The sequence below is a fragment of the Pseudomonas sp. 22085 genome, from assembly GCF_052045815.1.
Classification (GTDB): Bacteria; Pseudomonadota; Gammaproteobacteria; order Pseudomonadales; family Pseudomonadaceae; genus Aquipseudomonas; species Aquipseudomonas glycinae.
On sequence record NZ_JBQEQA010000005.1, the window covers coordinates 164,798 to 177,573 of the forward strand.

General features: G+C 61.5%; 12 protein-coding genes. 1 reads left to right on the forward strand and 11 read right to left on the reverse strand.

The window, feature by feature from the left end; all coding sequences use genetic code 11:
* From ACTJK7_RS07540 to ACTJK7_RS07590, 11 genes are all read right to left on the reverse strand, one after another.
* A complete protein-coding gene (locus ACTJK7_RS07540) occupies positions 1 to 645 on the reverse strand; it encodes a methionine ABC transporter permease (RefSeq protein WP_007952752.1) in 645 nt (214 codons plus the stop codon).
* Entirely contained in the window at positions 635 to 1,759 is a 1,125-nt protein-coding gene (locus ACTJK7_RS07545; RefSeq protein ID WP_108559070.1) for a methionine ABC transporter ATP-binding protein, read from the reverse strand. The genes ACTJK7_RS07540 and ACTJK7_RS07545 overlap by 11 nt, the downstream gene beginning before the upstream one ends.
* Positions 1,760 to 1,761: 2 nt before the next feature.
* Positions 1,762 to 2,571 (reverse strand): MetQ/NlpA family ABC transporter substrate-binding protein, encoded by an 810-nt coding sequence (locus ACTJK7_RS07550; protein WP_007952748.1) that lies wholly within the window; start codon positions 2,569 to 2,571, stop codon positions 1,762 to 1,764.
* A 163-nt stretch (positions 2,572 to 2,734) separates the two neighbouring features.
* Positions 2,735 to 4,087: an LLM class flavin-dependent oxidoreductase gene (locus tag ACTJK7_RS07555; RefSeq protein WP_108559072.1), complete on the reverse strand. Its 1,353-nt coding sequence runs from the start codon at positions 4,085 to 4,087 to the stop codon at positions 2,735 to 2,737.
* Positions 4,087 to 5,280, reverse strand: coding sequence for an SfnB family sulfur acquisition oxidoreductase (locus tag ACTJK7_RS07560; protein WP_108559074.1), 1,194 nt, complete (start codon positions 5,278 to 5,280; stop codon positions 4,087 to 4,089). The genes ACTJK7_RS07555 and ACTJK7_RS07560 overlap by 1 nt, the downstream gene beginning before the upstream one ends.
* A 38-nt stretch (positions 5,281 to 5,318) precedes the next feature.
* On the reverse strand, positions 5,319 to 6,560 hold the full coding sequence (locus ACTJK7_RS07565; protein WP_108559076.1) for an SfnB family sulfur acquisition oxidoreductase: 1,242 nt from the start codon (positions 6,558 to 6,560) through the stop codon (positions 5,319 to 5,321).
* Positions 6,561 to 6,826: 266 nt separating this feature from the next.
* On the reverse strand, positions 6,827 to 7,591 hold the full coding sequence (locus ACTJK7_RS07570; RefSeq protein WP_064382729.1) for a hypothetical protein: 765 nt from the start codon (positions 7,589 to 7,591) through the stop codon (positions 6,827 to 6,829).
* Between the two features lie 457 nt (positions 7,592 to 8,048).
* A complete protein-coding gene (gene tcyN, locus ACTJK7_RS07575) occupies positions 8,049 to 8,798 on the reverse strand; it encodes an L-cystine ABC transporter ATP-binding protein TcyN (protein ID WP_064382730.1) in 750 nt (249 codons plus the stop codon).
* 4 nt (positions 8,799 to 8,802) lie between these two features.
* Entirely contained in the window at positions 8,803 to 9,468 is a 666-nt protein-coding gene (gene tcyL, locus ACTJK7_RS07580; RefSeq protein ID WP_011331947.1) for a cystine ABC transporter permease, read from the reverse strand.
* Positions 9,468 to 10,268: a cystine ABC transporter substrate-binding protein gene (tcyJ, locus tag ACTJK7_RS07585; RefSeq protein ID WP_011331948.1), complete on the reverse strand. Its 801-nt coding sequence runs from the start codon at positions 10,266 to 10,268 to the stop codon at positions 9,468 to 9,470. The genes tcyL and tcyJ overlap by 1 nt, the downstream gene beginning before the upstream one ends.
* A 245-nt stretch (positions 10,269 to 10,513) precedes the next feature.
* Positions 10,514 to 11,518 (reverse strand): D-cysteine desulfhydrase, encoded by a 1,005-nt coding sequence (locus ACTJK7_RS07590; protein ID WP_011331949.1) that lies wholly within the window; start codon positions 11,516 to 11,518, stop codon positions 10,514 to 10,516.
* A gap of 190 nt (positions 11,519 to 11,708) precedes the next feature.
* Here ACTJK7_RS07590 and epsC point away from each other — a divergent pair, with 190 nt between their 5' ends.
* The gene (epsC, locus tag ACTJK7_RS07595; protein ID WP_064382732.1) at positions 11,709 to 12,635 is read left to right on the forward strand and encodes a serine O-acetyltransferase EpsC; all 927 of its coding nucleotides are present in this window, start codon (positions 11,709 to 11,711) and stop codon (positions 12,633 to 12,635) included.
* Positions 12,636 to 12,776 lie beyond the last annotated feature (141 nt).

The window sequence follows — 12,776 nt, forward strand, 5'->3', positions numbered from 1 at the left end:
TCAGCGCTTGTTCAGCCCCCGTGCCAGACGATCTCCACCCAGCTGAATCAGCGCTACCAGCGCCACCAACAGTACGATGACGGTCAGCATGATCTGGCTGTCGAAGCGCTGATAGCCGTAGCGATAGGCGATGTCACCCAGACCGCCGGCGCCAATCGCTCCGGCCATGGCCGATGAGTTGATCATCGTCACCAGGGTGATGGTGAACCCGCCCACAATCCCCGGCAGGGCCTCGGGCAACAGCACGTGCCAGACGATGTGCCAGCGCCGGCAGCCCATGGCTTGCGCGGCCTCGATCAGGCCGTAGTCGACTTCACGCAGACTCACCTCGGCGATTCGCGCAAAGAACGGTGTGGCCGCGATGGTCAGCGGTACGACGGCCGCCCACACGCCGTAGGTGGTGCCGACGATCAGCCGGGTGAACGGGATCAGCGCGACCATCAGAATCAGGAACGGGATCGAACGAAACAGGTTCACGAAGGCACCCAGCGCACGGTTAAGAACCGGCGCTTCGTAGATCCCGCCCTTGTCGCTGGTGACCAGAATCACCGCCATCGGAATACCCGCCAGCAATGCGATCAGCGAGGACACGCCGACCATCAGAAACGTGTCGATGAAACCCTGCAGCAAGCGATCAAACCACATAACCCAGCACCTCCGTGCGTTGTGCCCATTGGCTGGCTCGCTCACGCAATTGCTCGGCGTTCAGCTTTGAGCCCGCCACCGCCAGCAGCAATTGCCCAAGCGCGTGGCCCTGAATCCGTTCCACGCCGCCCTGGAGCAATTTCACCCGGCCACCGAGCGCGGCGAACAGCGCGGCCAGATCCGGTTCGTCCTGTTGGTTGCCAGTGAACTGCAAACGCAGCACAACTGACGCATCGGGCGAGGACGGTTGTGCCTGCAAACGGCTTTGTAATTCTTCGGGCAAGGCGTGTTGCAACGGTGCGAGCAAGGTCTGGCTGACTTCGTGCTGCGGGTTGCCGAACACTTCCCAGACCGGGCCCTGCTCGACGATGCGGCCGTGTTCGAGCACGACGACGCGGTCGCAGATTTCCCGGATCACCGCCATCTCGTGGGTGATCAGCACGATGGTCAGGCCCAGGCGTCTGTTGATCTCGCGCAGCAGGCCGAGGATCGATTGAGTGGTTTCCGGATCGAGGGCCGAGGTGGCTTCATCACACAGCAAAATATCCGGGTCATGCACCAGCGCGCGGGCGATGCCGACCCGCTGTTTCTGCCCGCCGGACAGCTGCGCCGGATACGCCTTGTGCTTGGCTTGCAGGCCCACCAGCTCAAGCAGTTCGCGAACCTTGTTCTCCCTCTGTTCCTTCGGGACGCCGGCGACTTTCAGCGGCAGTTCGACGTTTTGCCACACCGTTTTCGCCGACATCAGGTTGAAGTGCTGGAAGATCATGCCGATCCGCCGTCGCAGGGCGACGAGGCGGTCCTCGTCGTATTCGCCGATGTCCACCTGATCGATCAGCACCCGGCCCGAGGTCGGTTGTTCGAGGCGGTTGATGGTGCGAATCAGCGACGACTTGCCGGCGCCGCTGCGGCCGATGATGCCGAACACTTCACCGCGCTGGATCGCCAGGTCGATGCCTTGCAGGGCGGCGACCGGGCCTTGTTTGCCGTCGTAGGTTTTGCCGAGCCCGACGAAACGCACATGAGCGCGGTTCAGTTCCGGATGCAGTTCGGTGCGCTCCGCAAGCGCGGGTGGCTCTGGAAGATCCAGTCGCCGTTGGATGGCCGCGGTCATCCTCAGCTTTCCCAACCGGCCTGGTACAGCTTGCCGTGGGCCTTATCCAGCGCCGCGCGAACGGCTGGCGAGTGTTGGTAAATGTCGACGAACTTGATCAGGCGCGGGTCGGTTTTGCTCTTCGGCTGGATCACGAACTGGATCACGTATTCCTTGTGGTCGAGGCCGTCGAACAGCAGCGCGGAGCCGGCATCGAAGGTCTTTGCCAGACGAATGTAGGCCGGGTAGCCCTGGACCAGATCGGCGTCATCGTAGGCGCGCACCAGTTGCACGGCTTCGACCTGGAGGATCTTGATCTTCTTCGGATTGGCGACGATATCGTCTTCGGTGGCCTTGTAACCGACGCCCGGCTTGAGGGTGATCAGACCGGCCTTGGCCAGCAGTTGCAGGCCGCGTCCGCTGTTGATCGGGTCGTTGGCGATGGCGACGCTGGCGCCTTCCGGCAGTTCGTCGAAGCTTTTGTATTTCTTCGAGTACAGGCCGACGTTGTTGATGATGCCCGGGGCGAACGGCACCAGGTCGAAACCGGAGGCGGCCTTGGCGTTTTCCAGGAACGGAATGTGCTGGAAGTAGTTCACGTCGATGTCACCGGCGGCGAGGCTGACGTTCGGCGCGATCCAGTCGGTGAATTCCACCAGCTCGACTTTCAGGCCTTGTTTGGAGGCCTCTTCGACGGCGGCTTCCAGCGGAATCGCGAAGGCTGCGGTAGTGCCGATTTTCAACGGGGCATCGGCGGCGAAAACAGCCGAGCTGAACAGGCCGAAGGCCAGGGCCAGTGCTTTGACTGGGTGGGACAGGAGCTTCTTGGTCATGGTGGTTTTCCAGTCAGTTAATTTAGCCTGATCGCTCCCACGCTCCGCGTGGGAGCGCGCCTCAATGGACGCTCTGCGTCCGCTGTTGGGACGCAGAGCGTCCCAGGCTGCATTCCCACGCGGACGGTTCGACGCCTCGACGTGGGAACGATCAGTGCAAGGGTTAGTGTCGGTAGTGGGCGCCGGTGTGTTGCTGCGGCAAATGCGCTTCGCCGTGAAACAGTTTTTCCCGCAGGCTGCCGCTGTCGTACGCGGTCTTGTACGAGCCGCGCCGTTGCAGTTCCGGAATCACCAGGTCGATGAAATCCACATAGCTTTCCGGGGTGACGATGCGGGTCAGGTTGAAGCCGTCGAGGCCGGTTTCGGCGATCCACGATTCCAGTTCATCCGCCACTTGTTGCGGCGAGCCGACCACGGTGATGTAGCGCCCGCCGAGGGCGTGCTGGTCGAGTAATTTGCGGCGGGTCCAGTCGTTGTTCTGCAAGTTCTTGGTGGCGGACTGGATCGCGTTGCTCTTCACGTACTGGATCGGCTCGTCGATTTCGTACTGGGAAAAATCGATCCCGGTGGAGGCCGAAAAATGCGCCACGCCCGCTTCGGCGCTGGCGTAGCTCAGGTATTCGGCGTGCTTGGCCCAGGCCGCTTCCTCGGTCTCGCCGACGATCACGTTGAGGCCCATGAACACCTTGATGTCCTCGGGATTGCGCCCGGCTTCGACGGCGCTGGCACGGACCTTGTCCACCTGCACTTTGGTTGACGGTTTGTTCTGGCCACTGATGAACACGCACTCGGCATGACGCCCGGCGAACAGCAGACCGCGATCCGAACTGCCAGCCTGGAACAGCACCGGCGTGCGCTGCGGCGACGGTTCGCACAGGTGATAACCCTCGACCTGATAGAACTCGCCCTTGTGTTCGACCTTGTGCACCTTGTCCGGCTGCGCGTAGATCCGCCGCTGCGGATCGTTGAGCACCGCACCGTTTTCCCAGCTGCCTTCCCAGAGTTTGTAGAGCACTTCGAGGTACTCGTCGGCCTGGTCGTAACGCCGGTCGTGCTCGACCTGTTCACTGAGGCCCATCGCCTTGGCGGCGCTGTCCAGATAGCCGGTGACGATGTTCCAGCCCACCCGTCCACGGCTCAGGTGATCGAGGGTCGACATGCGCCGGGCGAACAGATACGGCGGCTCGTAGGTGAGGTTGGCGGTCAGGCCGAAACCGAGGTTTTTGGTCACCGCAGACATGGCCGATACCAGCAGCAACGGATCGTTGACCGGCAGCTGAATCGACTCTTTCAGGGTGACGTCCACCGAGTTCTGATAGACGTCGTACACGCCGACGATGTCGGCGATGAACAGCCCGTCGAACAGCCCGCGCTCCAGCAACTGTGCCAGTTCGGTCCAGTATTCGATTGTCTTGTACTGGGTTGAGGTGTCGCGGGGATGGGTCCACAACCCGTGGTTGATGTGGCCGATGCAGTTCATGTTGAACGCATTGAGCAGGATCTTTTTCTTGCTCATCAGATGGTCCCTCGCAGCGGCGGGTTTTCATCGTTGAGGTAGTAATTGCCCACCGCGTGGTACTTCCAGCGCACCGGGTCGTGCAGGGTGTGAACCCGGGCGTTGCGCCAGTGACGGTCTAGGCCGTGTTCGATCAGGGTGGCCTGGCTGCCGGCCAGTTCGAACAGCGTGCTGCCGGCGGCCAGAGAGATTTCGGTGCTGATCGCCCGTGCTTCGGCGACCGCAATCGAGGCCGCTGCAACCGTCTCGGCGTTGGTCTCGGCCTGGGCGGCGTCGAGGAATTCGCCGGCACGTTCGAGCAGGGCTTCGGTGGCGTGCAGGCGAATGCTCAAGTGGCCAAAGCTCTTGAGGGTCAGCGGGTCTTCGGTGGCCTTGTCGTTACCCGAATCGATCCACGGCCGGGTTTTGCTGCGCACGAAGTGCAGCGCATCTTCGTAGGCGGCGCGGGCGATACCGGTGTCGATGGCGGCGTGAAGGATCTGCGCCAGCGGGCCGACCGGGGTCGGGCGCTCGAAAGCGCTCTGGAACGGAATGACATCTTCGGCAGTGACGTACACGTCTTCGAACACCACCGAACCGCTGCCAGTGGTGCGCTGACCGAAGCCGCTCCAGTCGTCGATCACGGTCAGGCCTTTGCTGTCGCGCGGGACGAACGCCAGTTGCTGCACGCCGTTTTCATCGACCACGGACGTTGGAATGCGTTGGGCGTAAATGGCGCCGGTCGCATAGAACTTGCGGCCGTTGATGCGATAACCGCTGCCGTCGCGCTTGAGGCTGGTGACACGGTCATGGGCGGTCTTGGTGCCCAGTTCTGCCAAGGCATTGCCGAAGCGCTGGCCGGCGAGGACTTCGGCGTACAGGCGTTGTTTCTGCTCGTGGCTGCCGTTCACCCGAAGCACTTCCAGGGCATAGAAATGGTTCTGTGGAATCTGCCCCAGCGAGCCGTCAGCCCGGGCGATCAGCGCGATGACTTTGGCCAGGGTCACGTTGGATACGCCGGCGCCACCGTACTCCTTGGGCACGCTGATGCCCCACAGGCCGGAGCGGGAAAACACGTCGAGCTCCGGCAGCGGCAGCCGGCGTTCGCGGTCGCGCAGGTTGCTGTCGCGCTGGAAATCTTCGGCCAGGTCGCTGGCGACGATCAGGGCTTGCTCGTCGCTGGTGATGAGCGCGACGGGATGGGAAAAAGTCATGTATTTCTCCAGAGATCTGGTCAAAAGTGTTCGGGTCGTCAGATCCAGGAATGGCGAGCCGGCAACTTGCCGTTGAGGCGATAAGCGCCGACCGCGTGGTACTTCCAGCGCACCGGGTCGTGCAGGGTGTGCACCCGGGCGTTGCGCCAGTGACGGTCGAGGTTGAATTCGGCGAGGGTCGCGCGGCTGCCGGCCAGTTCGAAGAGTTTTTCGCTGGCCAGCAGCGAGATCTCGGTGGTCAGCACCTTGGCTTCGGCCACGGCAATCGAGGCGCGGGCGGCGGACTCGGCAGTCAGCGGTGCGGCGTGCACCTGATCCAGCACTTGCCCGGCCTTGCGCAGCAGCGCTTCGGCGGCGTGCAGTTCGATTTTCAGTTTGCCGATGTCGGCAATCACGTAGAGGTCATCGCTGGCCCGTTCGACGTTGGCGTCGATCCACGGCCGCGCGCGAGTCTTGACGAATTCGATGGCGTCATCGATGGCGCCACGGGCGATACCGGCGTCGATCGCTGCCTGAATCAGCTGCGAAACCGCGCCCTGGGTGTTGGGCTTTTCGTTGATTTTCCAGTTGTCCACCACGAGGCCGGCGTCGACCCGCACGTTGTTCAACAGGATCGTGCCACTGGCGGTGGTGCGCTGGCCGAAACCGGACCAGTCATCGACGATGCGCAGGCCCGGCGTGCCCCGACGGACGAAGGCCAAAACCTGTTTACCGTCATCGTTCAGCGCCTTGACCGCGACCCAGTGGGCGAACAGGGCGCCGGTGGAGTAGAACTTCTGGCCATTGATCACGTAGTCATCGCCGTCGGCGGTGATGCGCGCTTTCAATTCCAGGGTGTCCTTGGTGCCGCGTTCGGGCCCGGCGTTTCCGATGCGCCAGCCTTCCAGAACGCTCTGCAACAGCAGTTTTTTCTGCTGTTCGGTGGCGCTGCCGAGGATCAGGTTGATGATGCCGAACTGGTTCTGCGGGATCTGCCCCAATGCCGGGTCGGCTGCGGAAATGATCGCGAACACTTCGGCCAGGGTCACGAAGGAAACCTGCGGGCCACCGTACTCGCGCGGAATCGCGATGCTGCCGAGGCCGCTGCGGGTGAACTGTTCGATTTCCGACCACGGCAGCTTGCGCTGGCGATCGCGTCTGGCGGCCTGCACGCGAGCGACTTGCGCCAGCTCGTGGGCGGCCTTGATGGCTTGAGCGTCGTTGCGCAGCACTTGCGCGGGCAACAACAACGGGGCGATGTCCAGGTCACTCTGGACGTTTGCGTCTGCCAGACTGGACATCAGTGCCGCTCCCTGGCTGCACGCAATGCCCTGGCGATCTGCACTGGGGTGATTGTGTTCCGGACCATGTTACCTACCTCACATCTCATGAAAAACGCCGCAAAAGTGCGGCGAACGAAAGAATGTCCGGTGGTCCGGTTCATATACCCTAAGCGCGTATAAAATTTAAATAAACTAACTTTTAGGAATATGTATAGAAGGGGGCGTGGTCCGTCTGGTTAAGCGTGCGGCGGCGAGGGAAGTCGTCCCTCACCGGCCGTCGATGCTCATTTTTTTTGCGGCTCTGCTGCCTTCGGCGTTTCCTTGAGCGGCACCTTGAGGTAGGGATTCACACAACCGATCTTCAGCGTTCGCGGCGGCGCCCAGCGCGAGTTGTTGCCGACCCGGTCGAGGATGCAGTAGGTCACATCCAGCCGCAGGTCTTCGCCGGCCTCGGTGATGATCGCCGGCGGCACCCAGACCTGAATCGGCTGGCCGACATCGGCCGGGGTGATGCGCGCCAGGTCCATCCGCACATCGCCCCAGCGCAGGGTGATGGCATCGCCTTCAGCCATGTTCAGGTACGGCTCGATGGTCAGTGGTACGCCACGCTTGATCTGGTTCGCGTTGACCCCCTGACGGCGAATGGTCTCGGGCAGGGTCACAGGGGCCAGTTGCTGGTTTTCGTCACCACACACCGCGGGGGGCTGCCCGCCGGGGCAGTCGAGTTTCACCGTGACGCGCGCCGCCGCCGACAGCGATGGCCCGTGACCCACCCGCATGACCCGGTAGTGAATACGTGATGAGCCGCTGACGATAAAGCTCTCGGGCACCCGCAGACTCACCGGGGCTGCGAGGTCTTGCGCTGTCAGCAGGTGAGAGGCGACATAGCAGTTGTTCCAGAACAGTTCGATCAGGTCGCCGGTGTCCATGTCCGGGTAGGGCGGCACATCGACCAGCAGATGCGCCGCTGCTGCGAGATTGATGCCGTTGTTTTGCGAGGGCGCCACGCTCGGCGCGGTCAGTTCGGGGATAAGCGAAGTGCGGGTCATGAAATCCTCTCCTTGAAGCCTTGCAGCGAAATCCGTTTCTGAAAGTTCAAATGGCCAGAATTGCCCGGTAATAAAAACCAGTACTTTCGGCCAATCGTTATTGGGTCTTTGTGATGTAGCGGCTTGCGATGAGTGACTAGATAAAAGTTCACTGAAAGGCATGTCAATGGATGGCGTTAGTTAATTGCAGAATTACGGATTTATCAGAATGCTCCTACGTCGATAAGGCACTCTACCTATCTGGAACGGCGAATTAAGCCACGTTTTTTCCAGGCTTTACCGGCTGTGGCGGCTATTGAACTGCGCAAAGGAAGACGAGTGAGAGGGCGCAATTCAATCATGCCCAGTGTGTTGCAGGACATGGATAAGTAGCGCAATTGTTTGATTGAGTTGGTGTTGTGGAATGTTTAAACATAACTTCCATCCATGGAAGTTTGTATTCAGGAAAGTTTGCGGATCAGCCGTTGTTTCTGAACTTGCTGAGGAACTGTCGAGTGCGTTCTTCTTTCGGATTGGCAAACAACGCTTTCGCTTCACCTTGTTCGACGATCACGCCTTTATCGAAAAACACCACGCGGTTGGCCACGTCACGGGCGAACGCCATTTCGTGGGTGACGATCACCATGGTGCGTTTCTCCTCGGCGAGGCCGCGGATGGTCGCCAGCACTTCACCTACCAGCTCCGGATCGAGGGCCGAGGTCGGCTCGTCGAACAGGATCACTTCCGGCTCCATCGCCAGCGCCCGGGCAATCGCCACGCGCTGTTGCTGGCCACCGGACAGGCGCCGTGGGTAGGCGTCTTCCTTGCCCGCCAGGCCGACCTTGGCCAGCAGCTTCTTGCCCAGGGCAATGGCTGCATCGCGAGGCGTCTTCTTGACCACGATCGGGCCTTCGATGACGTTTTCCAGGGCGGTGCGGTGGGGGAACAGGTTGAAGTTCTGGAACACGAAGCCCACATGCTGGCGCAGGTTGCGCACCAGGCTCTGCTGCTGGTTCAGCGGGCGACTGGTATCGATCTCGATCTCGCCGACCTTGATCCGGCCGCTGGTGGGTTCCTCGAGGAAGTTCAGGCAGCGCAGGAACGTGGTCTTGCCCGAGCCGCTGGGCCCGATGATTGCCACGACCTCGCCTTCCTTCACCTCCAGATCAATGCCGTTGAGCACGACTTGACCCTTGAACTGCTTTGTCAGTTTTTCCACGACAATCATGGGGTCAGGACTCCTGGTCGTGCCGATTGACCCGCTCTTCCAACTTGTTCTGGAAGTGCGACAGCACCGTGGCCAGAATCCAGTAGATCAGCGCGGCGGCAAGATACATGGTGAAGACTTCGAAAGTCCGGGCGGTAATCAGCTGCGCCTGACGGAACAGCTCCGGCACCTGAATGGTGGCGGCCAGTGCGGTGTCCTTGACCAGCGAAATGAAGCTGTTGCCCAGCGGCGGCAACGCCGTGCGCATCGCCTGCGGCAGGATGGCCCGGCGCAGGGTCTGCGCACGGGTCATGCCGATGCTCGCAGCGGCTTCCCACTGGCCGCGTTCGATCGAACCGATCGCGGCACGCAGGATTTCACAGGCGTAGGCGGCCATGTTCAGCGAGAAGCCGATCAGCGCCGCCGGGAGCGGGTCGAGTTCCATGCCCAATTGCGGCAAGCCGTAATAGATCACGAACAGTTGCACCAGCAACGGCGTGCCGCGAAAGAACGACACGTAGATGCGGGCCAGCCAGCTGACCGACTTGAAACGCGACAGGCGCATCAACGCCAGGCCAAAGCCCAGCAGCAGGCCGAAAAACATGCCGCCGAGGCTGAGGATTACCGTGTAGTACGCGCCCTTCAACAGGAAGGGCGCGGAGTCCAGAGCGAGTTGGAAAGCTTCTTCCATTATTGGGTGACGTCAGCGTTGAAGTATTTCTTGGACAGCTTCTCAAGGGTGCCGTCGGCACGCAGTTCGTCGAGGGCCTTGTTCACGGCGGCCAGCAGTTCGGGTTCGCCTTTGCGCAGGGCAATACCCGCTTCCTGACGGGAGAAGGCTTCACCGGCAGCGACGGTTTTTGGCGCTTTCTGGGCGTATTCCAGTGCAGCCAGTCGGTCGATCAGGATCGCGTCGGTACGTCCGTTGTTCAGGTCGGCGAACTTGGTCGGATCATCGTCGTAGGTGCGAACGTCGGCACCCGGCACGTTGGCGCGGACCCACTGTTCATAGTTGGTGCCCAGACCGACGCCGACTTTCTTGCCGGACAGGTCGGCGGCGGATTTGATGTTCAGCGCGGCTGCCTTGTCTTTCAGTACCAGTGCCTGAATCCCTGAAACGGTGTACGGCTCGGAGAAGTCGTACTTCTTCTTACGCTCTTCGGAGATGGTCACCTGATTGACCACCACGTCCAGACGCTTGGATTCCAGGGCCGCGAGGATGCCGTCCCATTTGGTCGGCTGAATCTTGGCCTTCACGCCCAGCTTCTTGGCCAGGGCTTCGGACAGCTCGACTTCGAAACCCGACAGCTTGCCGTCGGCATCGACGAAGCTGAACGGTGGGTAAGTGCCTTCCAGGCCGACGTTGATAACGCCTTTGTCCTTGATCTGTTGCAGTTGCTCACCGGCAACCGCCTGCCCCAGCAGACCGGCGCTCAGTGCCAGGCCCAGCGAACCTACCAGCAGATTTCGACGTAGTGCGGAAAGAATCATGACAAGCCCCTGTGTTTTCTTATGGAAGACGCTTAAGGAAAGTTGGCGAATCCGGGAATTGGACGACAGCGCTATCCTGCCTTAAAGCAGCTTATGCGTCTCTCGCGAAATTCGCCTGCGGCGAGACTATAGGGTGGTTCTTTTAGAATGGAAAATAATGAATTTTCCATTTGTTATTCATCTGCGGAATATGCGTTTTTCGTATTCCGGGCTGTGTTCCCACGCAGAGCGTGGGAGCGAGCGCGTCAGAGAAAATCCTTGTACGCAAACAACGCCGGGGCGCCGCCGGTGTGCAGGAAGATGATCGGGCCGTCGTCGAAACGCCCGCGACCGATGCCGTCGAGCAGTCCGGCCATGGCCTTGCCGGTGTAGACCGGATCGAGCAACACGGCGTCCTGGCTGGCCAGCAGCTTCACCGCCGACAGCGTCCCGGCATTCGGCTCACCATAGCGCGGGCCGAAGTATTCGTCCCACAACTCGACCTTGAAGCTGTCCGGCAGCGCCACACCCAGCAGGTCGGCGGTGCGTTCGGCGAGGCCCTGGACTTTCGGGCGCTGATCTTCTTCGCTGCGCGACACCGTCACGCCAATCACCGGCAGTTGTGGCAGGGCTTCGCTCAGGGCCAGCGCCAGACCGCTGTGAGTACCGGCGCTGCCAGAGGCCAAAACGACGGCGGAGAATTGCAGGCCGGTGTCCTTGATCTGTTCTGCCAGCTCCAGACCGGCGCGCACATAACCCAGCGCACCGATGGCGTTGGAGCCACCGATCGGCACCAGATACGGCTTCTTGCCGTTGCTGCGCAGGCGCACGGCGAGGGCGGCCAGTTGTTCGTCGGCGTTGTCGAGGTTGTCGACCAGCTCGACCTTGGTGTCGAACAGGTCCAGCAGCAGGCGGTTGCCGTTGCCGGTGTAGTTGCTGTCATCGGTGCCCAGCGGATTTTCCAGCAGCGCCACGCAACCCAGGCCCAGTTTCGCGGCCAGCGCGGCGGTCTGGCGAACGTGGTTCGATTGCAGTGCACCGGCGGTGATCAGGGTATCGGCCCCTTGGGCGATGGCATCGGCGGCGAGGTATTCGAGCTTGCGCAGCTTGTTGCCGCCCATGGCCAAAGGCGTCAGGTCATCGCGTTTGATGTAGACATCGCGGCCGAGCCAGGTGGACAGGCGCTCGAGTTTTTCCAGTGGGGTCGGTTGGCCGAGCAGGTCGAGGCGGTTGAAGCGTTGCAGCTGTTGTTTGATCGGTTGTGTGGACATGGTTCCGTACTGATGCAAGGAGATGTCAGGACTATAGGCACGCCGATTTACCGGGGCAACCGCCAATCGCTTATAGCCAAATGTGCTTAACCCAGCACTATCGGTTCTTAATTCGCCCCGGTGGGGTTGCCGTAAAGTAGTCGCCGTTGACGCGGCCAGACAGTCCGGCCGCCCGTGAGGAGTCTTTACCGTGAGCGAGCGTTCCAGCCATTGGCAATTGCAGACCATCGTCAGCCAGCTGCGTACTGCGCGGGATCAGTGGCGTGCGCAAAACGGGCGCGCGTCCGGCGAGCAGGGCGGGCGTGAATTGCCGTCCCGTGATGCGATGGCGCAGATCCTTGAAGCCCTGTGCGGCGCACTGTTTCCGATGCGACTGGGACCGGTGGATCTGCGTGAAGAGAGCGAGGATTTCTATGTCGGTCACACCCTCGACGTTGCGTTGAATGCATTGCTGGCTCAGGCACGACTCGAACTGCGTTACGTCGCCCGTCACAGCGCCCAGGCCGACACTGAAGTCGAGGCCGAAGCCATCCGGATCATCCAGGATTTCGCCCTCGCACTGCCGGGCCTGCGCAGCCTGCTCGACACCGATGTACTGGCCGCCTACCACGGCGACCCGGCGGCGCGCAGCGTCGATGAAGTGCTGCTGTGCTATCCGGGGATTCTGGCGGTGATTCACCATCGTCTGGCCCACCATTTGTATCGTGCAGGCCTGCCGCTGCTGGCGCGGATCAGCTCGGAAATCGCCCACTCGGCGACCGGCATCGATATTCACCCCGGTGCGCAGATCGGCCGCAGTTTCTTCATCGACCACGGGACGGGCGTGGTGATCGGCGAGACCGCGATCATCGGCGAGCGCGTCAGGATTTATCAGGCGGTGACCCTCGGCGCCAAACGCTTCCCGGCGGATGAGGACGGCCAGCTGCAGAAGGGCCATCCACGCCATCCGATCGTCGAAGACGACGTAGTGATCTACGCCGGGGCGACAATCCTGGGACGGATTACCATTGGCAAGGGCTCGACCATCGGTGGCAACGTGTGGCTGACCCGCAGCGTACCCGCCGGGTGCAACCTGACCCAGGCCAATCTGCAGCATGATGACGGGACGCAGAAGTAACGCTTACACCTGATCGTTCCCACGCTCCTGCGTGGGAACGCCTACAGGGACGCTCCGCGTTCCGAACTCCCCCCGAAATACAGAGTGGCCCGCAATATGACGCGGAGCGTCAAGGGCGGCATTCCCACGCAGAGCGTGGGA